Annotated in this window: 25 protein-coding genes; 6 read left to right on the top strand and 19 right to left on the bottom strand. The window is 35.4% G+C overall.

The features are described from left to right. Positions 1–8: 8 nt before the first annotated feature. Positions 9–485, bottom strand: coding sequence for a PTS sugar transporter subunit IIA (locus C7K43_RS11565; RefSeq protein ID WP_124006970.1), 477 nt, complete (start codon positions 483–485; stop codon positions 9–11). Positions 486–525: 40 nt separating this feature from the next. Beyond that, positions 526–1,224, bottom strand: a complete 699-nt coding sequence (gene deoC, locus C7K43_RS11560) for a deoxyribose-phosphate aldolase (RefSeq protein WP_124006969.1) — start codon at positions 1,222–1,224, stop codon at positions 526–528. A gap of 336 nt (positions 1,225–1,560) precedes the next feature. Here deoC and C7K43_RS11555 point away from each other — a divergent pair, with 336 nt between their 5' ends. Further along, positions 1,561–1,911 carry a helix-turn-helix domain-containing protein gene (locus C7K43_RS11555; protein ID WP_124006968.1) on the top strand — a complete coding sequence of 117 codons (351 nt, stop codon included), beginning with the start codon at positions 1,561–1,563 and terminating at the stop codon, positions 1,909–1,911. 72 nt (positions 1,912–1,983) lie between these two features. Here C7K43_RS11555 and C7K43_RS11550 read toward each other — a convergent pair whose 3' ends face one another. The 4 genes from C7K43_RS11550 to relB all read right to left on the bottom strand — a co-directional run bounded on the left by C7K43_RS11550 (position 1,984) and on the right by relB (position 4,034). Continuing rightward, entirely contained in the window at positions 1,984–2,853 is an 870-nt protein-coding gene (locus tag C7K43_RS11550; protein WP_124006967.1) for a glycoside hydrolase family 25 protein, read from the bottom strand. Positions 2,854–2,913: 60 nt separating this feature from the next. Continuing rightward, entirely contained in the window at positions 2,914–3,126 is a 213-nt protein-coding gene (locus C7K43_RS11545) for a DUF2922 domain-containing protein (protein ID WP_124006966.1), read from the bottom strand. A 19-nt stretch (positions 3,127–3,145) separates the two neighbouring features. Beyond that, positions 3,146–3,373, bottom strand: coding sequence for a DUF1659 domain-containing protein (locus C7K43_RS11540; RefSeq protein WP_124006965.1), 228 nt, complete (start codon positions 3,371–3,373; stop codon positions 3,146–3,148). Positions 3,374–3,800: 427 nt separating this feature from the next. Then, complete coding sequence (relB, locus tag C7K43_RS11535) at positions 3,801–4,034, bottom strand: type II toxin-antitoxin system RelB family antitoxin (RefSeq protein WP_124006964.1); 234 nt, start codon at positions 4,032–4,034, stop codon at positions 3,801–3,803. Between the two features lie 361 nt (positions 4,035–4,395). On the opposite strand from relB, the gene C7K43_RS11530 reads away from it, so the two are divergent. After that, complete coding sequence (locus C7K43_RS11530) at positions 4,396–4,866, top strand: sigma-70 family RNA polymerase sigma factor (protein WP_124006963.1); 471 nt, start codon at positions 4,396–4,398, stop codon at positions 4,864–4,866. Positions 4,867–4,917: 51 nt separating this feature from the next. Here the strand turns inward: C7K43_RS11530 and C7K43_RS11525 are convergent, their stop codons facing one another. Both C7K43_RS11525 and menB read right to left on the bottom strand, forming a co-directional pair. Further along, a complete protein-coding gene (locus C7K43_RS11525) occupies positions 4,918–6,369 on the bottom strand; it encodes an o-succinylbenzoate--CoA ligase (RefSeq protein WP_124006962.1) in 1,452 nt (483 codons plus the stop codon). A 92-nt stretch (positions 6,370–6,461) separates the two neighbouring features. After that, entirely contained in the window at positions 6,462–7,280 is an 819-nt protein-coding gene (gene menB, locus C7K43_RS11520) for a 1,4-dihydroxy-2-naphthoyl-CoA synthase (protein ID WP_124006961.1), read from the bottom strand. Between the two features lie 142 nt (positions 7,281–7,422). Between menB and C7K43_RS11515 the strand changes: the two genes are divergently transcribed. Further along, entirely contained in the window at positions 7,423–7,803 is a 381-nt protein-coding gene (locus C7K43_RS11515) for a hotdog fold thioesterase (RefSeq protein ID WP_124006960.1), read from the top strand. A gap of 497 nt (positions 7,804–8,300) precedes the next feature. On the opposite strand, the gene C7K43_RS11510 is transcribed toward C7K43_RS11515, so the two are convergent. Both C7K43_RS11510 and mazE read right to left on the bottom strand, forming a co-directional pair. Next, positions 8,301–8,915: an HAD family hydrolase gene (locus C7K43_RS11510; RefSeq protein ID WP_124006959.1), complete on the bottom strand. Its 615-nt coding sequence runs from the start codon at positions 8,913–8,915 to the stop codon at positions 8,301–8,303. 156 nt (positions 8,916–9,071) lie between these two features. Continuing rightward, positions 9,072–9,308 carry a type II toxin-antitoxin system PemI/MazE family antitoxin gene (mazE, locus tag C7K43_RS11505; protein ID WP_226996664.1) on the bottom strand — a complete coding sequence of 79 codons (237 nt, stop codon included), beginning with the start codon at positions 9,306–9,308 and terminating at the stop codon, positions 9,072–9,074. A 175-nt stretch (positions 9,309–9,483) separates the two neighbouring features. Here mazE and C7K43_RS11500 point away from each other — a divergent pair, with 175 nt between their 5' ends. After that, positions 9,484–10,653, top strand: coding sequence for an ImmA/IrrE family metallo-endopeptidase (locus tag C7K43_RS11500; protein ID WP_124006957.1), 1,170 nt, complete (start codon positions 9,484–9,486; stop codon positions 10,651–10,653). Positions 10,654–11,030: 377 nt separating this feature from the next. Here C7K43_RS11500 and C7K43_RS11490 read toward each other — a convergent pair whose 3' ends face one another. From C7K43_RS11490 to C7K43_RS11480, 3 genes are all read right to left on the bottom strand, one after another. After that, a complete protein-coding gene (locus C7K43_RS11490) occupies positions 11,031–11,861 on the bottom strand; it encodes a competence protein ComK (RefSeq protein WP_124006955.1) in 831 nt (276 codons plus the stop codon). 200 nt (positions 11,862–12,061) lie between these two features. Further along, positions 12,062–13,012 carry an acetamidase/formamidase family protein gene (locus tag C7K43_RS11485; protein ID WP_124006954.1) on the bottom strand — a complete coding sequence of 317 codons (951 nt, stop codon included), beginning with the start codon at positions 13,010–13,012 and terminating at the stop codon, positions 12,062–12,064. Positions 13,013–13,191: 179 nt separating this feature from the next. Continuing rightward, on the bottom strand, positions 13,192–13,695 hold the full coding sequence (locus tag C7K43_RS11480) for a hypothetical protein (RefSeq protein WP_124006953.1): 504 nt from the start codon (positions 13,693–13,695) through the stop codon (positions 13,192–13,194). Between the two features lie 946 nt (positions 13,696–14,641). Between C7K43_RS11480 and C7K43_RS11475 the strand changes: the two genes are divergently transcribed. Next, positions 14,642–15,076: a very short patch repair endonuclease gene (locus tag C7K43_RS11475; RefSeq protein WP_069028663.1), complete on the top strand. Its 435-nt coding sequence runs from the start codon at positions 14,642–14,644 to the stop codon at positions 15,074–15,076. Between the two features lie 216 nt (positions 15,077–15,292). Here C7K43_RS11475 and C7K43_RS11470 read toward each other — a convergent pair whose 3' ends face one another. Beyond that, positions 15,293–16,552 (bottom strand): transposase, encoded by a 1,260-nt coding sequence (locus C7K43_RS11470; RefSeq protein ID WP_226996663.1) that lies wholly within the window; start codon positions 16,550–16,552, stop codon positions 15,293–15,295. A gap of 453 nt (positions 16,553–17,005) precedes the next feature. Continuing rightward, on the bottom strand, positions 17,006–18,082 hold the full coding sequence (locus tag C7K43_RS11465) for an HpaII family restriction endonuclease (RefSeq protein WP_124006952.1): 1,077 nt from the start codon (positions 18,080–18,082) through the stop codon (positions 17,006–17,008). A 144-nt stretch (positions 18,083–18,226) separates the two neighbouring features. Here C7K43_RS11465 and C7K43_RS11460 point away from each other — a divergent pair, with 144 nt between their 5' ends. Then, positions 18,227–19,363: a DNA cytosine methyltransferase gene (locus C7K43_RS11460; protein WP_069028661.1), complete on the top strand. Its 1,137-nt coding sequence runs from the start codon at positions 18,227–18,229 to the stop codon at positions 19,361–19,363. Positions 19,364–20,253: 890 nt separating this feature from the next. Here the strand turns inward: C7K43_RS11460 and C7K43_RS11455 are convergent. The 4 genes from C7K43_RS11455 to C7K43_RS11440 form a co-directional block, all read right to left on the bottom strand. Beyond that, positions 20,254–21,135: an acetamidase/formamidase family protein gene (locus C7K43_RS11455; protein ID WP_226996662.1), complete on the bottom strand. Its 882-nt coding sequence runs from the start codon at positions 21,133–21,135 to the stop codon at positions 20,254–20,256. A gap of 263 nt (positions 21,136–21,398) precedes the next feature. Further along, on the bottom strand, positions 21,399–21,728 hold the full coding sequence (locus C7K43_RS11450) for a type II toxin-antitoxin system PemK/MazF family toxin (RefSeq protein WP_124006950.1): 330 nt from the start codon (positions 21,726–21,728) through the stop codon (positions 21,399–21,401). A 5-nt stretch (positions 21,729–21,733) separates the two neighbouring features. Then, a complete protein-coding gene (locus C7K43_RS11445; RefSeq protein WP_124006949.1) occupies positions 21,734–22,012 on the bottom strand; it encodes an AbrB/MazE/SpoVT family DNA-binding domain-containing protein in 279 nt (92 codons plus the stop codon). 401 nt (positions 22,013–22,413) lie between these two features. Beyond that, positions 22,414–23,160 (bottom strand): glucose PTS transporter subunit IIA, encoded by a 747-nt coding sequence (locus C7K43_RS11440; RefSeq protein WP_157977752.1) that lies wholly within the window; start codon positions 23,158–23,160, stop codon positions 22,414–22,416. Positions 23,161–23,480: the final 320 nt, after the last annotated feature.

The raw sequence follows: 23,480 nt of genomic DNA, 5'->3' as shown, positions 1-23,480 counted from the left end.
TTTCCTTTCTAAGTATCTTCATTAAATTCAGTAGCATAATCTAAGAGCTCTTGTCGCGTTTCAATATCTTTTAATTTTTCTAAAAATTCTTCTTTCGCTAAAAGCCCTGCTAAATTTGCCAGCATCCTAAGGTACGTCTCTCCGGAGCCTTTAATAGGTACAGCTAACATAAATATATATTGCACCATCCCCTTTTCTCCGCCTGATTCATATACGAAAGGTTCTTTTGTGCGACAAAATAAAACTGCAGGCTTCAATACACTATCACTCTTTGCATGAGGCAACGCAATGGAATTCCCCATGAAGGTAGAACCAAGAGCCTCTCGTTCATAAAGAGCTTTCTTAAAAAGTGTTGTATCGTTAACTATTCCAGCTTCAGTAAACCATTCTGCTAGATGTTGAAACACGTCCTCTTTATTACGAAACGGAGCAATATCTATATAAAATGTTTCTTCTCTTAAAACAGATGAAAGTCCTTTTCTCATATACTCTCTCCTACATCTTATTAAATTTTCAATGAACTAATTAGTTTATATTCTCTAACATTTTCTTTGCCTCTTTAGTGATATTAACTCCTCCTGTACCACCTATTCTAGTTACGCCAAGTTCGATATACTTGTGTGCATCTTCTAAACTTCGGATGCCTCCAGAAGCTTTTACTTGAATCCGATCTCCGGCTGCTCTCTCCATCTCAGTAATGTCTTCAATAGTGGTGCCATAATTCGCGTATCCAGAGGAATTCTTTACAAAATCTGCTCCAGCATCAATAACACATTCAATTGCTTGATCAATTTTATCGTTTCCAATAATGGACGTTTCAATAATAACTTTTACAATTTTTTCGTCGCCAAACTTTTTAAATGCTTCTACCACTTCTTTCAAATCATCAACAACTTCGTTATATTTTTTGTCTAAAAATTTTCCTATATTCATAACAACGTCCAATTCATCTGCACCCAATTTGACACACTCATTAACTTCAAAAATTTTTATAGCAGTAGTAGCAGCTCCTAACGGATAGCCTATAGTGAGTCCTACATGAACATTGGAATCCTTCAATTCTTTTGTACATAACTCGCCATAACTTGAGTTAACAATTACAGAAGCAAATCCATAGTCTCTAGCTTCCTGACAAAAACGTAAAACCTCTTCTTCTTTTGCATCCGCCTTCACTAAACTATGATCAAAATAGTGAGCGATATTCTCTAGAATTTCTTTTTGCATTGAAAATTCCTCCTGATATTTTTATATCTATTAAAAAAAGTTCATTCTTCATTTATTGTTCCAAAAAGTCACCCCTTCCTTATGTAATTTCAAACAAATAAAAACCCAAGTTCTTCTTCAAAAATAATAAAGAAAAATTTGGGTTAAGCCTATTATGAGTTACTCCCCATATACATATAAAATAAAGCCCTTTCAAAAATTACGATAAAACGTTTATCTGGAATAACTATATCACTTTTCGGTGTATTTAACAACAACATAGACCATAAACGGTGTATTTAAAACAGGTTAAAGTGTATTAGAAAACACTATATTCTATGATTAGAGGTGATTACTATGGAGGAAAACTTAAGCGTAAGACAATATATCTCAAAAAGAACTAAATATCTTCGTTCGAAAAAAGGGTTAAGCCAAGATAAATTATCAGAACTATCCGGCCTGGACTCTAAACACATCAGCAGAATCGAGACCAACGCTCCCAACCTTGAATTAGAATCAGTGGAAAGAATTATTGATGCTTTAGGTGAAACGGACGCTACTTTTTTTAATTGGAAGTTTCCTACAAGTAGCGAAGAAATCCGTGAATTAAACGATTCTCTTGAGAAATTGCCGGATGAAGATCAGGCAGAAATTGCCAATGCATTAACTTTATTGGTCAAAAAAATAAATAAACGCTTTGATTCTTAACACAGCTAGATTACATGTACGATCCAAAAAGACCTCCAACAAATTCAATTGTTGAAGGTCCTTATTCACCTTTTATTTTACCCAAGCAACGCTTTTCCCAATATCAATATAGCCTTTTTTCCCATCACTTCTAGGTTGTACGCCCCAGACAAAGCCATCGCCAAAAACGATGTTATTAATCTTGATGGAAGTTCCTTTGCCCAGAGCGACAATAATATTGTTGCCAACTTTGGGCGAGCTGCGTAATTTCACTTTCTTTGCTGTTGTGGTAATGGTCTTCATTTCAATGCCCTCCACTTCTTTTTTATTTTCTTTATCAGGAGTTTGATGATCTTGACGAAAAAAGTAGAACAGATCCCTCCTGACGATCTGATTTAAATCTAAATCCCCATTGTAACCACTAAGCTTTCCTTTTGAAGTGTATTGATGAATATCATAGCTATTTGTTGTGGTTGGCCTTGCCCCTTGATATTGTCCTGTATTTTTCCCATAAGTGGGTAGCCAAACGCCATCAAATTTTTCCGTAGCTAAATTAAATTGTGCATACAAATGGTTAGCAACATAAACGCCCACTTTTTCTGCGCCTAAATCCTTTAACTTTTTCCGGTATTTTTCACAGCCGCCACGCATGTCCTTCATTGATTGTTCTTCTACATCCAACCACCAAAAGGTAGGTTCAAATTGTTGCGCTCTTTGATAAAAATCTTGTGCTTCTTGTTCCATATCCGCATAAGACGAGCCTCGTACCCAAGCATAAACAGCCACTGGCACATTCCGTTTTTGAAATTCTTTGATATGCGTTTTATAATGCTTATCTATATAGTTGGAGCCATATTGCACACGTACAATAACGCCATCGATCTTTGCAGCTAGTTGGTCATAATTGATTTGCTGCGGATCTTGCCATTCACTAATGTCGATAATAATCGGTTTGGGAATCATAAAATTCCTCCTTTACTGTTTTAAAAAAAGCGAGAAGAGAACTCCTCTCGCTTTACTTCGTTAAAACAATGGGGTTTCGATTGTCTCTACGTATTTAGCGCTATCAATATCTTGATACAACTTTACTCCATCTTTATCAAAAATATCTAAGTCGCGTAATTGTTCCATTGCTTCTCGGACTACGTCTTCTGTTAAATCCTCTGCCGCTACTTTAGGGATTAAATTGTGCGCTTTACCTTCTTCATTTAAGAATGTTAGATATAATTTTTTCATGTGATTTTCCTCCTAATTTTTATTCTGTAATTTCTTCTGCTTCTTGCACGTGCGAATATTCCACTGTTTCAGTCACCAAAACCAATTCATTTTCTTCCGGTGCTAAACTTGCTATTGTTTCGCCAAGCGCTAATACAGCAGCTTCAGCTGGTTCTGACACCACATCATTAAAATTTTGCTTAATCGTTTTATCATCGTCTGGTTGGCTGAGTTCAACCGATAGTTTTGTTTTTTCTAAGTTTTTCATAGTCATTCTCCTCTAAATTTTATTTTTAATAAGCAGCGCCGCCTACACTATCTATAAACGTGGTTAAGAAGAAAAATGTCACGGATCTAGCTAAGTTTTTTCAATAAATAAAAAAAAGCCCCCGCAAACAGGGGGCATAGAGCTGTTTGCGGGGTTGATTTATTGCACTTTTTGATACAGTTTTTTATTCAAGACATGCTTTCAAACGTTGTGGCGTCCTTCCAACAATAAGGAAATTCAGCGAACAAATCATAACTGAAGTCTTTTCCTAGCTTCCTTAATATCAATAATTCCGCTGTTTTCTGCTTCTTTCAACATTTCAACAATTTCTAAACTAGCCTTTAATTTATCATCGTTTCCAACTTCCATAATGGCGTGTCCTCCTTTTCCATTTTTTGAAAAAAATAAGCCCTCTCCACATGAAAAGTCATTTACTTTCTCCTATTCCATATTCTTCTAATGAGTCTGACAGAGGACGGGATTGTGAATTTTTTAAGTACTCATCATAGGCCGCATCTCCACTAAGTGCATCATAAGCATCTTCTAAGGAGGATAATGCCGTAGTTTTCAAAAATTCAGATAGGTTCTTCCCTTCAAATTTTGCCACACTTGCTAAAAAATCTTTTTCTTCATCAGTCACACAAACGGTAATAGTAGCCATATAACTTCCTCCCTTGGTCTTAATTCTGTCACAATCATAGCATGCATCCGCTTTATTTCAAACACAATTATGTTCATTTTTTATACAAATATCTCCAGAGGGTATCAAAAATCAGGAAATGTTTGACTTGCCCTAAAACCCAGCAAAACGAGCGAATCCCCCTTAAAATAACCAAGAAAAACAGCCCAACGAAACTAAAAATCGTCCTAAATCCCTATTCGTCCATTAGCATCCAATTCTTTTTAACCCCTTTCCAGCCATTTCCGCTGTCTTCCCACCGTCCGCCGATTTTCCTCTTCGCATGGTTCTTATTATAGTAAAGCTACCTCGAGGAATAATAAGAAAAAGGAAGCAACACGATATGCAAACAAAAGAACTAGATCAACTCGTCCAAGACTACCAACGCCTATTTTATAAAGTCCTACGTAAATGCAGTATTTTCCCAGGACAGCCAGATTATGAAGACCATATGCAAGAACTACGTCTACTATTTTTCTTAAAAGCAAAGCCTTACGAGACACGCGGTTTATTTGAAGCAGACAACAATGTGAGCTATCTTTATCGTTTTTTACTATGGAGTATCATCGATAAAAAACGAAAGAAAGACCCAAAAGATCAAGAAGTTAATGACGAAGATGCCCTTTCTTTACAACAAGCGGAGACAAACTTTAATGAAATCGAACTTTTAGATGAATTCATTACAGTTTACAATCACTTACTAGCAAAAGATCAAAGAAAAGTCTTAGCTCTGTTAGAAAATACCGAACTATCGCGTCAAAATCGTCATCGCTACCGGATGCGTTTAAGGAAATTATTTAAAGAAAACAGATAAAATAAAATGCTCGGCTTTATCCTTTGTGGGTAAAGTCGAGTATAAAAATCACTAGAGCCACTCGCGAAGCTTATGGCGCATGAGTTTGTTGGAGGCGTTTCTGGGTAGTTGGACAACAAAATAAATCTGTTTGGGAACTTTATAGGAAGCTAAACGCTCTCTCACATAAGCCTGAACCACTTCTCCATCTAACCTCTTTTGTTTGTCTTTTACAATAAAGGCGACCGGTACTTCTCCCCATTTATCATCTGGCTTGCCTGTCACACCAACTTCTTGGACGTCAGTAAGTTCAGTGATCACACTTTCGATTTCAGAAGGGTAAATATTTTCACCGCCCGAAATGATCAAATCATTCCGGCGATCCACTACATATAAAAATCCTTCCTCATCAAGATAACCTAGATCTCCTGTTTTCATCCAGCCTGCTTGAAACGCCTTTTGATCAGCTGCTGGGTTGTTGAAATACCCTTTGGTTACCATCGGTCCTTTCACATAGATCTCACCCACATTTTGTGAAGATTGAGCTTTAATTTTTAATTGGGCGGGAACTAAGGGTTTCCCCGCAGAACCAATTTTACGCAGGGCATCTTGTGGACTTAGGGTCACAATCTGCGAAGAAGTTTCGGTTAAGCCATAACTTTGAAAGACCGGTACTTCTTTTTTACGAGCTTGTTCAAGGACAGGTTTGGGCGCAGGTCCGCCTCCTAACAGCATGCACCGCAGTTGTTCAGGATAGCTTTTATTCCCCAGTTTTTCTAACAAACGCTGCAACATCACTGTCACCACAGAAATCATGGTAATATTTTCATTCATCAATGCCTGATGCACTTTTTCTGGATCAGAAGTTTCCATCAAATAAATAGGCATGCCATAGATCACGCTTTTACATAGAATAGACAAGCCGCTCACATGAAATAACGGTAACACAGCCAACCACTTATCTTGGGCCGATATACCCAAATTAAGCGCTGAGCCGATCGCACTCCACCAGTGATTCCCATAAGTGTGCACAACGCCTTTAGGAAAACCTGTGGTGCCCGAAGTATAAATGATGGTAAAAGGATCACTTAACGCCAGTTCCTCTTGAAGCGCAACTTTTTTTTCAGGCGTTTGTTGCAGTTCAGAAAACGTTTTTTTCTGAGTAACATCGATCTCTGCCATCTCTTCACTAAAACGATCTGATGCCACTAACAAATGTACCTTTGCATCATCGATCTGAAATTGTAACTCATCAGAACTTAAGCGGATGTTTAATAAAACAGCCACGGCTCCCAGATAACTTAAGGCATGAATGAGGATCACCATATGAACATCATTTTGCGATAACAGCGCCACATGGCTTCCTTTTGTAACACCTAGATTGGCTAATCGTCGAGCCATCGATTGACTGGCTTGACATAGCTCTTGAAAAGTCAGCTTTTCGTTTCCATTATATTCAAGTGCTAACTGGTCAGGTTTCAAGTCTGCCTGTTTAGTTAACCAATGGGGGATTACTTCAGTCATTATTTAAAAACTCACTTTCTCAATAAATTAAATCCATAGCGAAATATAGCAACTCCTGCTATTAAACAAAAGTTGCTATATTTAAGACACCATTAAGGGAAACGTGGAAACTGATCAAAGTCCGGTTTTCTTTTTTCCTTAAAAGCATCACGGCCTTCTTTGGCTTCATCGGTCGTATAATATAAGAGGGTTTCATTGCCGCCCATTTGTTGTAAGCCAGCCAGGCCATCAGTCGCAGCGTTGAAAGAGGCTTTCAAAAAGCGCAAAGCGGTTGGTGATTTTTCCAAAATTTCACGGCACCATTGCACAGTTTCTGCTTCCAATTGGTCCAACGGCACGACTTTGTTGACCAAACCCATGTCAAAGGCTTCTTTAGCATCATATTGACGACATAAATACCACATTTCTCGAGCACGTTTTTGTCCGATCATTTCTGCCAGTAAGCCAGCGCCGTAACCAGAGTCAAAACTCCCGACTTTAGGACCTGTTTGACCAAAAATGGCGTTATCAGCTGCAATTGTTAAATCACAAACAACATGTAACACATGACCGCCGCCAATCGCATAACCTGCGACCATCGCAATCACTGGTTTCGGAATCGTACGGATCAATCGTTGCAAATCCAAAACATTTAGACGTGGTACTTGGTCCTTACCCACATAACCACCATTGCCTCGAACGTTTTGGTCACCACCAGAACTAAAAGCTTTTTCGCCTGCGCCTGTCAAAATAATCACACCCACAGAGGAATCATCCCTAGCATCCGCAAACGCATCGATCATCTCATTGACTGTCAAAGGTGTAAAGGCGTTCCTTTTTTCCGGACGGTTCATCGTGACCTTAGCGATCCCATTGTATTTTTCATAAATAATTTCTTCATAGTCTCCGGCTTTTTCCCAAGCGACTTCCATTTCGAATTCCTCCTCGTTATTTAAAAAATGATTGCGAATCCAATTTATTACTTTTTCTCCGATTTCTCAAGGAAACCGCTTAAGATAAAATTGACACCATTGCTTTCCTTTCCTACACTAAAAGACGAGGAGATGAAGAAAAATGGAAAATACATTAATGGAGGCTCTGGGCATGGAGATTGTTTCCGTAGAAAAAGATAGGGTCGTCATGACTATGCCAGTAGATCACCGTACCCGTCAGCCAGCCCAGTATTTACATGGTGGCGCCAGCGCTGCTCTGGCAGAAACAGCCGCTAGCATCGGCGCAGTTGCCAACATCGATTCTACACGCGAAACGATTTTTGGCATAGAAATCAACGCCAATCACATCAAAAGCAAAGCTGCAGGAACGGTCACTGCCAAAGCAACACCCATCCATATTGGTCGAAGAACTATGGTTTGGCAAATCAATATCACCAACGAAAATGACCAACTGATTTGTGTTTCTCGATGCACGCTAGGGGTAGTTGCAAAAGAAAAGTGAAGAAAGTTTAATAAAGAAGGGGGCATTTCTGGCCCTCTCTTTGACTGACTTGGGGCCGTAAATCTTATTTTTGGACCCTACTTCGATTGACTAGTAAAAAGAAAAAACCGCCCTATTGCCGTAGGGTGGTTTCCTGGTGGCTCAGTTGCACATTAATCACATTTCGCAAGTTTATTATAGCATATAGATTAAAAACGTACATATTTAGCACGCTTTCACCTACGTATTTACTTTGCCTTAAAAATTTGAGCTATTTTCTCATTGATTGGAAGAAAAGGACAAAGACGATTGATAACAAGTTGCTATCCAACTGCACACGTTAGCCGACGCATCTAACGTAAAAAAAGCCAGCCCTATAATGAGTAGGAGCTGGCTTTTGTGCTGTCTTGCAGCAAAGATTCTCTCGTTTCGTAATCCATTATAGCATACTATTTCTAAAATATGAATGCGCTTTTTTCCGACTCAAAACATTTACCTTTCTTTATTAAAAAAATGAGCTAAATCATTATCATTACACCCTTTTCTTTCAAAGAAGAAAACAGGTAGGAGATATTTCCATCAAATACGTGCCCCTGCATGCCTTGACTGGCAGCTGCTTCGATGTTTATGGCTAAATCGTCGATAAAAAAACTTTCTGTGGGAACAAGATGAAAATGATTAAAAAATAATTGATATATTTTAGCGTCTGGCTTGATGCACTTCCAGTCGGACGAAATAAATATTCCGTCAAAATACGTCATTCCTGGAACAATATCTCTAAAAGAATAGAAATCCTGAGATACATTGGATAGAAGATAAACAGAATAACCATTCTTCTTTAAGGTTTCAACCACTTCTTCCATACCCGATATGGGCGTCATTTTTTCAAACCAGGTATCCATAACGATCGGAATAGCGGAATGAAGTGTTTTCGGCAAGAGATTTCTTGCTTTAGCTATGATTTCCTCTTTGGTAATTGTCCCCTCGTCGTATTGTTCCCATTCATCTGTATAAAAAATTTTCTCCAATAGCATTTGTTGGTGCTTTTCATTAGAAGTAAATTCTCCAATAAACTGGCTAGGATCATATTTGATCAGTACATTTCCCATATCAAAAACAATATTTTTTATCATAGACAGATGCTCCCAAGAATATTTGATTATCTTTTAGCTTTATGAAATCCTTTTGTTTTGTCATTTTATGAAAGACTGTATCTAGTTGGTGAATCTATTTTAATAGAAGGATCAAAGGCAATCCACTCCCTATCTCCCTTTTCTGGTATATAGTGATTAGTCATCCAGCGCCTCTTTACCAACTGCTGGCATATTTTCCCATACATCTGATTCGTAAAAAGCTCCTTCTGTAACATCAGCAAACGGATCTTCAATTTCAGGAAACAAAACAATCGTTCCATCATCCCCGTAAGACACGAGGTATTCTTTACCAGGAAAAACCGTTGACTCTTTTTCAGCTGGCAAGGTAATCACGATAGATCTACCTTGAGCTCTTGCTTTTGTCTTTAGCATGGAAATCACCTCTTCAATTTGATTATACTTGCTAACACCAAAATAACCAAGTATAACTACACTTGATAATTGTGTAAAAAGTAAAACGAAGGAAAAGTTCAGTCTTTTTTTAAACCTAGCTTGCCCTTGCTATAAACTTTCATGTTATACTATAGAAGAGAGGAAGGTGATTAAAATGGTTGCTGCACGAGTACCAATAACTCCGTACGTTATCAAGTACTACATTGAAACAAGCAACGTTGATTTGGAAGATTTAGAAAAAGATGCCAATTTAAAAAATATTAATGGTTGGTTAGATTCATCAGCACAACCCACTTTTAATCAACTCAATCAGTTAAGCAAAAAAATCAAAGTCCCCTTTGGCTATCTTTTATTAAATGACATTCAAAAGGAGTCCTCTTCTCTAATTGAATATAGAACAATTTTAAATAATGAAGTAGATAAACCAAGCAGGGACCTTTTGGAAACAATAGACGACATGGAAGATAAACAAAATTGGATGAGAGACTTCTTAATCAGAAATAGCTACGAAAAACTTAACTTTGTAGGAAAATTTACTAAAAAAGACAGCATCCAAGCAATTGCTAAAGACATTAGAAAAACTTTGCAATTAAACGAAAAATGGTTCTTAGACTGTCAAGGCAATAAATCTTTCAATTATTTAAGAAGTAAATTTGAAAATGCTGGAATACTTGTTATGCAAAACGGAATAGTTAAGGCAAATACTCATAGGCCTTTGAATGTGGACGAATTTAGAGCTTTTGTTTTAGTTGACGAGTACGCCCCTTTAATCTTTATTAATAGTACAGATAGTAACGGCGGGAAGATTTTTTCTCTTTTTCACGAGCTAGCTCATATTTTTCTAGGTGAAAGTGATCTGTTTAATGATAATAATGTCAGTAATCCCATATACAGAAATGATTTAGAAGTATTGTGTAATAATATTGCTTCTGAATTGTGCATCCCCGCTCCTTATTTTAAAGAGTTATGGATGGAAAACACTGAAAAGAACGTATTTAATAAAATTCAGGATATTGCTCAAAAATGTAAAATTAGCATGTTAGCTGTAGCTGTTAAAGCATTAAAGAATAAATACATTGATGAAGAAGAGTACTATAAGTTAAGAAGTGAAAGTTTAAAGTACTATAAAAAAGAAAAAGACCGAAAGAAAAAAGTTGGTGGGGATGGAATCAATAATGCTACCTCTAGAATAGATAAAAGGTTCTTTGAATTTCTATCCAATGATATAAAAAGTGGTAACACCCAATATACAGATGCCTATCGATTGTTAAACACGAATAGAAAAACTTTTGATAAGATTGAAAAATTGTGTTGTTATGACTAATGAAGTATCAAATAGTAAATTAAATGCCGGAAGCCCAACTGGGGATGTAAAAATCCCGAATGTAGCGAAGCATTTTGGCGCCAGCGTTATTTCTCTTTTTGATTTTCAGAAAGCAGTTACCAAAAGGGATAACGATTAAAATCTGGGAATAATGAGAAAACAAAAAACAGCCTATAAAAAAAGACAGTCAAAAGATTATGAAGTAAACGATTAGGACGTTCTTTCACTACAAAAAACCGGCCTATCACGTCAAAACTGTCACTGCCATCGAACGCGCTTAAGAAAATTATTTTTAAAGAAAAACACTGAAAAAAACTCGACTTTAGCCTTTGTAGGTAAAGTCAAGTTATAAATAATAGCGTTAAATAAGTGTTTTACTATTCCGAGATATTAAGACTAGACAAGATTCGTTGCTTTTCACCCAATTTAACAAATTGATCATGTAGCTTTAAAAAGATTTCGCAAAAATCTTTCTCATAACCTGGGATATGCCGGAATTCTAACCCCTTGGTTACCTTGCGTGTCACAGAAGAGGAAGAAATGTCGAGATATTCTAACAATCCCATTGTCGGTTCTGCCGGCGCAACACCTCTATACCGTCTTAAAATCCCATGCACGATGAAAGCCCGATACATTTGTTCATAGATGGATTTCCCTTTGCGATCTAAATAGAAACTAAAACCATTGCACAATGTAATAATCGTTTTTTCTTTACCTGAAATTAGGTTTGTATCCCATATACGACCTGGATTGAACCATATATCTATGTCCGGATCTCTCGAAATGCTAAAAGGCATTAAACTAAATTCTTCACAAGCTAATGGAATATTTTTTGCGTTATAACCCAAGAAATTCTCGACCGTTTGTTTATATCCAGCAAAATCCATTTTCCAATAATGACACAAAAATTTTTTAGCGATAGCATCCGTCCCTAATTCAACTAATTTTGCCGTATCGCGATAGACAATAAAGGTATGAGCACTTTCTCGTTCATAAGGTATAATGGCATAAATTTCTTCTTTAAAATTGACACTAGTTCCAATACTAATTTCTGTATAAAGTTGGTCCAAATCCACGGGCTCATTCATCGCTCGGTTTATAAAACCAGCAAGACTCATTAAATTAGGTTTGTATCCTAGCGTTTTTATGTCCTTGTTTGCTTTATATTCAGCGTTTAGCCTCGATTCTGGGCTATTCATTTCTTCCATTTACTTCGCTCCTTACTTATTTAATTACGTCTATTATAGAATAAATGATCGAAAAAGAAAACGCTTCACTGAATGTTTTTATAAAAATAGTAATGCAATGCCACCAGCGTGATATTACACTACTAATCTTAGTATACCTGAGAAAAAGCCTAAAGCATACAACCATCCTGCCGTTTCAAGTCAGTCCATCTAATAAAAATTTATTTCTGTGCGTCATTAAATATTGAAAGTGGTAATAAGGCGCTCACAACATATTGTCCTGCATCAACGACTTCGGATATTTTCAAATCCACACAAAGACTGGCAAGTAAATACGCATCGATTTTCTCAATGGAATAAGTTTCCGATACATAATCAATCATAGAACGTAGCGCTTCCTGAGCGCCCGTCATCAAATCTGGTCCTACGCCTGTCGTGCCGTAAAAATCATCGTGATTTACTTTTTGGGTTAAACCACCTTTTGTTTGAAATTGTGGGGAAGAAATTGATTTTTCTGCTGCTTTTATTACTGTGAATTTCAAACTAGCATACATTGGACATTCTAAAGCCGATACACATACTTCTCCATCACCTTGTGCCGCATGACCATCTCCACAGCTAAACAGGGCCCCAGCTTGTTGAACGGGCAAGTACAGTTTTGTTCCTACAGTTAATTGTCGTACATCCAAGTTTCCGCCAAAATTCCCAGGAGGCATAATCGGAGTACCATCTCCATCTTTAGGACAAACACCCATTGTTCCTAAGAAAGGTTCAATTGGGACTTTAATATCTTCACTAAAATGAATATACTTTCCATCTGATAAATCAAAGGTACGCAAATATGCATCAGGGTAGTCCTCAGCTAATAATCCTAAACCAGGTAAAACCGCCGTCCATCCCCAGTGTTTTGTTTTCAAATCAAGGAATTCGACAGCCAAAGTGTCTCCTGGCTCCGCACCGTTGATGTAAACTGGACCAGAAAGAGGATAAACATAATCCCAATTAAGTTCCGAAATCGCTTCTGTCGTCGAGTGAAAATTAAATTGATTATCCGATACTTCTCTTGTTTCAAAAACCACCGTGTCACCGCTATCAATTGTCAAAATAGGTTCATGCTCTTTGTGCCAAGTGTAGTGAACTGTATCTGTTGAACATTTATGAGTTTCTGCCATTGCTTACGCCCCCTTTGTTATTTAACCTTAAATATAGCAAAGTAATTAGGAATAAGCAATTGGGAGATTAGAGTTGTAAGAGGAAGAAATGTTTAGTTACTCTAACAGCCCCATTTTAAAGGCATCTGGCATAATACCTAAATAACGCTTTACAATACCGTACACTAAAAAAGTTCGATTCATCCGTTCATAAATGAACTTCCTTTACGGTCTAAATAAAAAACAAAATTATTAAACAATGAAACGACTGTCTTTTTATCAGAAATAATTTTTAATTCTTTTATACGCCCAGGATTAATCCATATATCTCTTTTCGGCTGTGAGGAAATACTAAAAGGCATAAAATTAAAAATTTCACAAGATAATGGAATACTGTTTGCATTCGAGCCTAAAAAATCTTCTATCGTTTGTTTATATTCCGCAAATCCTAACTTCCAATAATGATATAAAAATTTTTCAGAGATAGTATCCGTACCTAATTCAACTAACTTTATCGTATTTTGATATATAACGTACGTATACGCAGACTCACTCATACAAGGTATAATAGCGTAGAGCTCTTCATTAAAATCAACGTTTGTTCCAATGCTAATTTCATTACAAAGCCTGTCTAAATCCACAGGTTCATTTATTGCTCGATTTCTAAAACAGGAAAGGTCTGTGAACTTAGGCTTATATTCCAACGGTTCTTTTGCTCGTTTACGTCTCGTTCAGCGTTTAGCTCTGAAATAGAGCTATTTTTTTCTTCCATTTTTTTCGCTCCTTACATATTGGATTACATCTATTATAGAATAAATAAACGAAAAAGAAAACGCTTTACAGAAAAAATTACAAAAAATGTGAACTATTATATATATATTGACAAATTAGCTAGTTTTTCTTAAATTTTAGCTCTTCGTTTGGTATTCTATCATAAAAAAACTGTAATGCAATATCTATCGACACAATATTGCTCTACTAAATAACTGGTGTTAAACTGGTTTTGCAGACACATTTTCATAAAATGCTATGGTATTCTACGAAAGAATATCTATTTACAGCAAAACAATATAACAATAAAACAAATAATTGTTTTTTCAATTGAATAAGTAAGGATAGAATATAGCTTCTCTGACGTACGAATATGGAATTATCAAACATTTTATAAATATTCATCGAATAAAGAAATGGAAAAAGACAAGCCTTTCTCTAAAAATAGACCAGGATATACAAAATTTAAAGCAGAAAACTGATATTCTAAAAAGATTATAATGCTATTTATGAAAGAATAACCGTTAGTTTCTCCATTTATGAGGTAATTGATGAAGGACATCAAGCTCACCCGATACAGTTACTACTGGTATTCCCAAAACGATAAAATTGATCTATTACACTTCCAAACATTCTCGCTCCAGTTAAAGGAGCTAAGAACCTAACCAGTTAAAAAAGAAACTTTTATAACATCTCTGCAGACACAAGGTTAAGTTCAAAAACTGATGGAGAACTCTGGTTTCTTCTACACATTTTTTGAGAAATTTTCCCACGAGCCCCATGTCATCATTTTGGAAAAAATATTTTCAAAAAATGTGATAAATATTGACATAACTCCGTATTTTATAACCAAAATTACTTAGAATGAGGAAAACAACCATGACAAAAAAAATGAAAACCACTGCATACCGTTCACAAATGATGTCAAAAATCAAATCAACTGGCGGAAAGGCAGAAGTATTGTTGAGAAAAAAACTTTGGCACCATGGTATTAGATATCGTAAAAATTATAAAAGACTACCTGGGAAACCTGATATTGCGATAACAAAATATAAAATTGCTGTTTTTGTAGATGGAGAATTTTGGCACGGCTATGATTGGAGAACTAAAAAAGAACGAATTAAATCAAATAGAGAATACTGGATTTCCAAAATTGAAAAGAATATAGCTAGAGATAAATATCAGAATGAAGAGTTAAGAAAGCTAGGCTGGACAGTCCTTCGTTTTTGGGAAAGTCATGAAGTATTGAAAAAAACAGATGATTGTGTAAAAAAAATTCTAAAAACAGTTGATGAAAAAAATAATATGAATTAGGGAAAGATGCAAAAGAGAGCATAAGCTAAGTAACATAACTTTTTGTACAAGAAGTTATACATGCACTAAGTATCTTTATTATTCTTTACAGTTCATTGCTGAAAAACTTTGCGCAGAAACTTAGACATATTAATGAACCAATTTCATAATTCACTTTTCCAAAAAAGCAAACACTCATCCAATTTCGAATTGTGTGATTTTTTCGAAATTCTATGACTATTTCTTTTTCTTCGTTGTCTTAGCGACACGTTGATTGGCAAAGTTTCGCGCATTATAAGTGAGCTGGATCAAGTGATAAAAAGCAATCGCATGACTGGGCTGATAAAAACGGGTATCATCAAGCTGATGATTCTCTTTTAAATACCCATTAACACGTTCGACACTGCTTCGTTCATTGTATTTCAATTTCCAGGCACGCGTTCCTCGAGCTGGATGATTATACTTTCTTGGGTCATTCATTTGTTTGACTTTGATGACTTTTTGGCAAAGTCCTTCGTGCTGTAGTGGACAATCTCTACAATATTTTTCGGGTCGAGCATATTTCAACGCCCCATATCTTTTATCATAACTGTCATATTTATAGCCATATTCAAGCAGACAGGTCGGTGCGTAGTGAGCGTCTACTTCGCCATCGTTTTTCGCTATTCGTTTTAATGGAATGATGGGTTCGATATCTAAGGCGTGACATTCCTGATAGATTTCTTTGGCGTCATAGCCTTTATCTAAAGAGAGATAAGGGGCCTCTTTTTCCATTCTTAACGCTTCTGCCACCTTGCGAATGGTGGGAATCGCTAAAGTAACATCTGAAGCAAAAGCAGAAGCGATATGCATGTTTAAAATATATTGGCTTTTCGTAGAAACAGCGAGTGTCCCTTTATAGCCAAACCAAAAATAATTCTTGCCTTGACTATTTTTCTTCACGCCCCATGAAGCATAAGAAGGTAGGGTCTCAAGAATGGCTTCTGTGGTCATGCTTCGTTGTGCTTCAGTCGATGGGAGCTTTGGATTATCTGTTTTTACAGGCTTTGTCCGTGCTTCGATCGAAGTCGCATCAATCGCCACATTCTCTGTAAAAATGTCCAACTCTTCATGAATGAGTTGGAGTAATTGCTGGTTTATCCTTTCCAAAACAGAAAGATGGTTTGCCAAGATCGCCATCACTCGCGAATAGGTGGCTTCTGAAGGAATGGGTTCAGAATAAAGAAAACCGACGCTTAGTTTCAAACGTAAATCACTTTTCAAACGTTGAATCAAGGCTTTTTGTGTAGGAATTTTCTGATCAATACGTGCCATTAAGGAACGGAGGACCGCTTCATAATTGACGGTAATAGACGGACCGACTTTCGTATCTTTTTGAAATAAATCTAACACTTTTGTCCAATCGATTGGGGAGAAAATTTCTTTATACTTCTCCTGAATATCCAATTTTTCTAAATAATCGATGTCAAATAAAGTTGGTTGTTGTATAATAGACATAAGGAATCCCTCCTGGCGTACTTGTCTGTCTAGGACAACCTAAGTGTACCATATGGGGAGGTTCCTTTTTTGTGTTTTTTGAACGTGTTGTCATATCAAGGATTTAACAAGGCAATGAATTATGAAATTGATTCTAATATAAAAAATAAACGTTTTTAATAAAAACAACACAAAATGACTTTTGATATGCTTGTTTTTTATAATAATGATGCAATTTTCTACTTTGTTACATCTAACCCATTTAAAAATAATTTCGAATGGAATAGTGACATAGATAAAGATAAAGCAAAAAAACATACGAATTATTATTAGGACATTTCTAAATATTAAAAAAAGTCTCTCTTCTTTATAGTTTGGATGTTTTATTATAAAAATAACTTATGTTTTAGCCTCATTAAAAAACTTAAAAAAGTTGTTACGCTTTATTTTAACTCTGTCAGCGTAACTAATTTTTTAAGAAAATCTTATTTGTAAATTTAATCTAAAATTTCTTTCCCCAGTTATTTGATCATTTAAAATTTTGCCAACTGAATATCTACTCGTACTAGGTGTATCAAAAGTCGTATGTGTGTATAAATACTGGCTTAACTTATTTCTATTGTAAATATGATAACAAAGAACATCTGCGTCGTCCTTAACAACTAGATAGCCTCCATTAGCTTCTTCTAAACCTTCCCATGGAGTCAAAGGGACCATTCCCAATGCGCAAGCAATTAAAAACTGCTTAACTTTATACTCAATTAGTCCCTTATCCTCTAGAGAGTTGTTTGCTGCATATGAATCAACAACATCTGGGATTCTTTTCCCTTTTACAAAATACGATTCTAAACATAACGCAGCTAATATTTCTGGCATTTTAAAATCTATCATTTTGAGATTTCTTGAAAAAACTGCTGACGATACTTCTTTTAACTCTAAAGTATTTCCTTTATCATAAATTTCTGAAATTCTTTTTTTGATTTTCCCACTTCCTGTAATACCATTAATTTCACCTACAACTTCATTTGAAAGTTCCTCTGATCCTGAAGCTGAAGCAATCTTAAACAAAAAGTTTGTACCTTTTGAAGAGTTTACAAGTGTTGGTTTACTTCCAATATGCGACTTAACGCTAAAACTTAATACTGGTTCCGAGGCAATCATGGGGTCATGTATTTTTAAAACTAAGTCACCTTTCAGTCTATTGCCAGCTTTCAAAGTTCTGATACCCAACTTTTCTATAAGGCTTTCAATATCAGGTATTTCAAACGTGCTCCCACGTCCATCTTTAATTTGATAGAATAATCTTTCTGTATTATTTTTTAAGTCCTCAATTGTTACGAAACAACTTTCTCCATTGATTATAAACTCTACAATTTCTTTTTCTAGATTTCTCATATATTCTATGTCACTTTGAAATGCTGATACAACGTTATATTTAATATTCTTATCTTTATTTAAATCCTCATCTGCACCATATATTACACCATTAGTCAATGAATACAAAAATGCATATAATTCTGACCATTCTCCTTTATTGTACTTATTACTCATAATCTTCCCTCTTTCTATACACTTTTAACGGATTATCTCATATTTTAAAAATAATAAAAAGAAACGGGCTTATTTTGATTTTTTTAATTGCAAAATCAAAATAAATAGAGTATATTAAATGAAAGATTATAAGGAGTTTTTAATATGAGAGGCGGATATAGAAAAGGTTCTGGAAGAAAACCTAACCAAAATAAAAAAGTTGCAAAGACTATATATCTATCGGAAGACTTATATGAAAAAATACGCTCATTAAATATTGACCAATGTAACAGTTTTAATAAAAAATGCTTATATTTAATTAACTCTGGATTGAATGTAACTAAACAAAAGGATGTGGATTCAGTGACTGATAAATTAAAATTTATAGATTTGTTCGCTGGAATAGGAGGAATTAGACAAGCATTTGAAGACGAAAACTCTACCTGTGTATTCAGTTCAGAATGGGACAAATACGCTCAAAAAACCTATGAAGCTAACTACAACGAAAAACCTGAAGGCGATATAACAAAAATAAAAGAACAAGATATACCAGAACATGATATTTTATTAGCTGGTTTTCCATGTCAGCCATTCTCAATGATTGGAAAACGTGAAGGCTTCAAACATGCTACACAAGGTACACTTTTTTTTGATGTCCTAAGAATTATTAGCTATCACAAGCCTAAAATGTTTTTACTTGAAAATGTTCCTGGCCTGTTAACAATACAAAGTGGAGAGGCTTTCAATATCATCTATAATTCTCTTATTAATGAAGGCTATGATGTTTTTTATAAAGTCTTAGATGCTCAAAATTTTAATTTACCACAAATACGAAAACGGTTAGTAATTGTTGGTATGAGAAAAGATTTAAAAATAAATACTTTTAACTTTCCTGCTGGAAACGTATATTCTAAAAAAGCTGTCGGCACAATTTTAGAGACCGCACCTGACGGCTATTCAATATCAAAACATTTACAAGATAATTATTTATTTAAAAAAAATGATGGCAAGCCTCAGTTAGTGGATAAAAATTCGACTATGCAAGCAAAAACATTAGTAGCAAGTTATCATAAAATCCAACGTTTAACAGGAACTTTTGTAAAAGGAGGAGAAACTGGCATAAGGTTATTCTCTAAACTTGAATGTAAAAGATTAATGGGGTTCCCCGATGAATTCGTTGTGCCTGTTTCTCGGACTCAGATGTATAAACAGTTCGGTAATTCTGTAGCAGTGCCCATGATGCAAGCAGTAGCTAGCGAAATGAAAGCTGAATTATTTAAAACACAAAAAAAGATCTATTAGAATTAGTTTAATGAAAATTAATATTTTAAATAAAATGTTTTTAAACTGTAATTAGTAACAACTAATAAATTTCAAAAATCCCCTAGGTTATGATCATGTAATTGTGTAAGCAATAAAAGGACTCTGACTTATAGTTACTTGTATACTGTTTTTAACAAAAAAGCGTACTTGAATAGGATCGACCTCGATAAATCTCATGTGTCTTACCTTTGAAGGCCAAGAAATTCAAAAAAACGACTCACAAATGCGGCGTGACGAAATATTAATGATTACGATTTTAATTAATTGATGAATGGACAGTAGAATCAATGCATATAAGCTGGACTTACGTTACGAGCGAGCAAAAGGACGTTTTTCTCAAAGCAACTCCATTATGCTCGAACTTTTACAATTCTTATAAGAACCTTGAAATTATATATTCATTGAAAAGTGACTTTAGCCCCACACTTTCCGAACGTTATCAACCAGCGAGCACTCTTTACTCTTAATTGATAACTGATAAAAATGATAATACCAGAGCATTTTGATCCAAAAAATCATATAAAGAATTGAACTACTTACAGAGGACGTTTGCAAAATCATTTATTTCCAAATTAATCAAACAGATGGTATCAACGCAGCATTAGGAGCTTAAAGATGCTACTCATTCTTTCTTTTTGTTTGTCGCGCTATATGAATATTCGTGAGCACCATCGTATCCAAAGAATTCTACATTGTCGGCTACGATATTGAAGGATGTCGAAACGTTCTTACTCTAGATATCAAAAATGATAAATTATAAAAATAATTGTATATTATAAAAAAATAATAGTACAATGTCGTAGTTGTGATATTGTACTACTATTTTACGTCTATTTGATGAATTCCTAATAAATTAATCGAATAAAAATTTATTCCTGTGAGTCATTAAATATCGAAAGCGGCAATAATGCACTGACAACATACTGTCCTGCGTCAACAACTTCAGATATTTTCAAATCGACACAAAGGCTAGCAAGCAAATATGCATCGATTTTCTCAATGGAATAAGTTTCAGATACGTAATCAATCATCGAACGTAAAGCTTCCTGAGCGCCCGTCATCAAATCTGGTCCTACGCCTGTCGTGCCGTAAAAATCATCGTGATTTACTTTTTGGGTTAAACCACCCTTCGTTTGAAACTGTGGGGATGGGATTGATTTTTCTGCTGCTTTTATTACTGTGAATTTCAAGCTAGCATACATTGGACATTCTAGAGCCGACACACATACTTCTCCGTCACCTTGTGCCGCATGACCATCTCCACAGCTAAACAGTGCTCCAGCTTGTTGTACTGGCAAGTACAGCTTCGTTCCTACGGTTAATTGTCGTACATCCAAGTTTCCACCAAAATTCCCAGGAGGCATAATCGGAGTACCATCTCCATCTTTAGGACAAACACCCATTGTTCCTAAGAAAGGTTCAATTGGGACTTTAATATCTTCACTAAAATGAATATACTTTCCATCTGATAAATCAAAGGTACGCAAATATGCATCAGGGTAGTCTTCAGCTAATAATCCTAAACCAGGTAAAACCGCCGTCCATCCCCAGCGTTTTGTTTTCAAATCAAGGATTTCTACAGCCAAGGTATCTCCTGGTTCCGCACCATTGATGTAAACTGGACCAGAAAGAGGATAAACATAATCCCAATTAAGTTCCGAAATCGCTTCTGTCGTTGAGTGAAAATTAAATTGATTATCCGATACTTCTCTTGTTTCAAAAACCACCTTGTCACCGTTATCAATTATCAAAATAAGTTCATGCTCTTTGTACTAAGTGTAGTGAACTGTATCCGTTGTACATTTATGAGTTTTTGCCTTTTCTTACATTCCCTTTGTTATTTAACCTTAAATATAGCAAAGTAATTGGGAATAAGCAATTGAAAGAACAGTTATTTATTATTTTGTCTGACTGTTATAGCTTTTGCCAAGCTTTCTAGCGCAGGACATCAATAAGCGTAATTAAGTATCAAAAATGAAGTTAATTCAAGAAAAAAGCATTAGTTCAGACAAAACTAATACTTTTTTTGAATAAACTTATACAGACCCATAATATCAAGGGCAGTTAATTTCCCTAAGGGACGACGTTTAAAAACTGCTGCTTTAGTCACATCATAAGTACGATGTGTATCAACATAAGAAGCTTTTTTTAATCCTGCTGCATGCCAATCTTTAATGGGGTAATAAAGCTCTTTGATTGTTTCAGATTTATGCGTATATTGACTGGTGATTTTGAATAAAGTAACATACTTACTTTTAACTTCCACAACTAAAGCTGGCCGAATTTTAGATTGATTGTTTTCGTCAAAAGGAACATCAGCAATATAAAGTTCCATAGGTTCCATAAAAGTTAGTCTTCGTTCATCCAATCATGAAAATGCGGAGCTTTTTTGGGATTATAATGGCCATTTTGATCAACATCAACCTTTTCATTAGGAATAGACGTAATTAAGTTATGCCAATCTAAAGCAGTTGGCAATTTTTTAAGAACAAGTTCATTATTATCATTAACATCAATGGTGACTTGATCGCCATCTTGTAAACCTAATTTACGACGAAGTTCAACTGGAATAACAACTTGTCCTTTACTAGAAACTTTAGAAGTTTTAGGAGTTACTTGGTCGATCATAAAAATCCCTCCTTCAGATGTCTTACTTCTTACATCTTACTAAAAAAACAAAATAAAAGCAAGAAATGTATACTTAAGGTTATAACACGTTACCTATCAAAGCATAAATTCCACTATATTCCTTTTCACTCAACAAAAATGCCTAGGAAATAGACGATTTTCTTTGCCATTTCCTAGGCTCTTTTATTAAAACTTTTTACAGTTTCTCTCTTTATTACAACCATAATTTTCTCCAATTGTTGTAATAACTTGTTTGTACCAATCAAAAGTATCTTTAAGACAACAATTTAAAATACTTTCTCTACAATCATTGTGATCTACATCACTACTATTTTCCAAAGCTTCACCTATTTGTTCGATATACGCAAATAGGTGAACCAATAACTATCATGTTCTTCATCTTAATTTATTGCGGCAGCTATATTATCTCCCACAACAATATCTTCTTCTGTTGCCGTTGAAATAACGTCTAAGTAATCAGCAGTATTGGTTACGATACTTAATACCACTGGATCATAACCTGCTTCTTTGATAGATTCTACAACCATTTCCATCAGTAGATCGCCTTGTGTTACTTGATCCCCTTGTTTTACTTGCGGTTTAAATCCTTCTCCTTTTAATTCAACAGTATCAATGCCTAAATGAATCAATAACTCAATCCCCTCACTACTTCTCACTCCTATCGCGTGATTTGTTTCTGCCACTAAAGTGACCTCAGCATCAAATGGTACAACAATTTCATTTGAACTTGGTTGAATAGCTGTGGTTTGTCCCATAATTTGTTGAGCAAAGGTTTCATCGCTAAGATTTTCAACAGCAACAAATTGTCCGTTCACTGGAGAAGCTATTTTAATTTGTTCTCCCGAAGTTTTTTCTACATTTGCTGAAGAATCAACTTTTTCAACTTCGTCAGTCGTTTCATCTTCGAATCCTATAATCCAGGTAACGGAAAAAGCAACTACAATGGCAAGAATTGAGCCCATAATGGTAATTGGGAAGTTCATTCCATTATTGGGGTCCACATAACCCGGAAGTACAATCAGTCCTGGTACCCCCATACTGAAACTTTTAACACTGAATATATTAAGTACTGCCCCAGCGATTGCTCCACCTGTCATCGCTCCGATAAAAGGTTTTTTTAACTTCAAAGTCACCCCATACATAGCCGGTTCTGTAATACCTAATAATGCTAAAATCCCCGCAGTTACTTATATGTTACAACCATGGGTAGTATGGAAATTAGATAAAAGTCAAGAATTGCGTACCTCTTTTTATCGTGCGTTTGAAAAGTATGATAGTTAAAACTACTTTATTCGTATAAGGAACGCTATAAATAAACAAGACTACTGAAAGCTAAATAATACTTTCTGAATAATTTATAAATTTTTCCAAGAGATCCTAAACAATGGCGTGTTCTTTTTTCTAAAAGTTCTTTTCCTCAACTTTCGGTTGAATAAAAGAACTGAAT

The organism is Tetragenococcus koreensis (assembly GCF_003795145.1).
Lineage (GTDB): Bacteria > Bacillota > Bacilli > Lactobacillales > Enterococcaceae > Tetragenococcus > Tetragenococcus koreensis.
The sequence above is the reverse complement of the archived record's forward strand: the minus strand, read 5'-3'. Positions and strand labels throughout refer to the sequence as shown.

Excerpts from the sequence above, each read along its gene's own strand:
- C7K43_RS11565 (WP_124006970.1), bottom strand. The coding sequence starts at position 485 with ATGAGAAAAGGACTTTCATCTGTTTTAAGAGAAGAAACATTTTATATA.
- deoC (WP_124006969.1), bottom strand. The coding sequence starts at position 1,224 with ATGCAAAAAGAAATTCTAGAGAATATCGCTCACTATTTTGATCATAGT.
- C7K43_RS11555 (WP_124006968.1), top strand. The coding sequence starts at position 1,561 with ATGGAGGAAAACTTAAGCGTAAGACAATATATCTCAAAAAGAACTAAA.
- C7K43_RS11550 (WP_124006967.1), bottom strand. The coding sequence starts at position 2,853 with ATGATTCCCAAACCGATTATTATCGACATTAGTGAATGGCAAGATCCG.
- C7K43_RS11545 (WP_124006966.1), bottom strand. The coding sequence starts at position 3,126 with ATGAAAAAATTATATCTAACATTCTTAAATGAAGAAGGTAAAGCGCAC.
- C7K43_RS11540 (WP_124006965.1), bottom strand. The coding sequence starts at position 3,373 with ATGAAAAACTTAGAAAAAACAAAACTATCGGTTGAACTCAGCCAACCA.
- relB (WP_124006964.1), bottom strand. The coding sequence starts at position 4,034 with ATGGCTACTATTACCGTTTGTGTGACTGATGAAGAAAAAGATTTTTTA.
- C7K43_RS11530 (WP_124006963.1), top strand. The coding sequence starts at position 4,396 with ATGCAAACAAAAGAACTAGATCAACTCGTCCAAGACTACCAACGCCTA.
- C7K43_RS11525 (WP_124006962.1), bottom strand. The coding sequence starts at position 6,369 with ATGACTGAAGTAATCCCCCATTGGTTAACTAAACAGGCAGACTTGAAA.
- menB (WP_124006961.1), bottom strand. The coding sequence starts at position 7,280 with ATGGAAGTCGCTTGGGAAAAAGCCGGAGACTATGAAGAAATTATTTAT.
- C7K43_RS11515 (WP_124006960.1), top strand. The coding sequence starts at position 7,423 with ATGGAAAATACATTAATGGAGGCTCTGGGCATGGAGATTGTTTCCGTA.
- C7K43_RS11510 (WP_124006959.1), bottom strand. The coding sequence starts at position 8,915 with ATGATAAAAAATATTGTTTTTGATATGGGAAATGTACTGATCAAATAT.
- mazE (WP_226996664.1), bottom strand. The coding sequence starts at position 9,308 with ATGCTAAAGACAAAAGCAAGAGCTCAAGGTAGATCTATCGTGATTACC.
- C7K43_RS11500 (WP_124006957.1), top strand. The coding sequence starts at position 9,484 with ATGGTTGCTGCACGAGTACCAATAACTCCGTACGTTATCAAGTACTAC.
- C7K43_RS11490 (WP_124006955.1), bottom strand. The coding sequence starts at position 11,861 with ATGGAAGAAATGAATAGCCCAGAATCGAGGCTAAACGCTGAATATAAA.
- C7K43_RS11485 (WP_124006954.1), bottom strand. The coding sequence starts at position 13,012 with ATGGCAGAAACTCATAAATGTTCAACAGATACAGTTCACTACACTTGG.
- C7K43_RS11475 (WP_069028663.1), top strand. The coding sequence starts at position 14,642 with ATGACAAAAAAAATGAAAACCACTGCATACCGTTCACAAATGATGTCA.
- C7K43_RS11470 (WP_226996663.1), bottom strand. The coding sequence starts at position 16,552 with ATGTCTATTATACAACAACCAACTTTATTTGACATCGATTATTTAGAA.
- C7K43_RS11465 (WP_124006952.1), bottom strand. The coding sequence starts at position 18,082 with ATGAGTAATAAGTACAATAAAGGAGAATGGTCAGAATTATATGCATTT.
- C7K43_RS11460 (WP_069028661.1), top strand. The coding sequence starts at position 18,227 with ATGAGAGGCGGATATAGAAAAGGTTCTGGAAGAAAACCTAACCAAAAT.
- C7K43_RS11450 (WP_124006950.1), bottom strand. The coding sequence starts at position 21,728 with ATGGAACCTATGGAACTTTATATTGCTGATGTTCCTTTTGACGAAAAC.
- C7K43_RS11445 (WP_124006949.1), bottom strand. The coding sequence starts at position 22,012 with ATGATCGACCAAGTAACTCCTAAAACTTCTAAAGTTTCTAGTAAAGGA.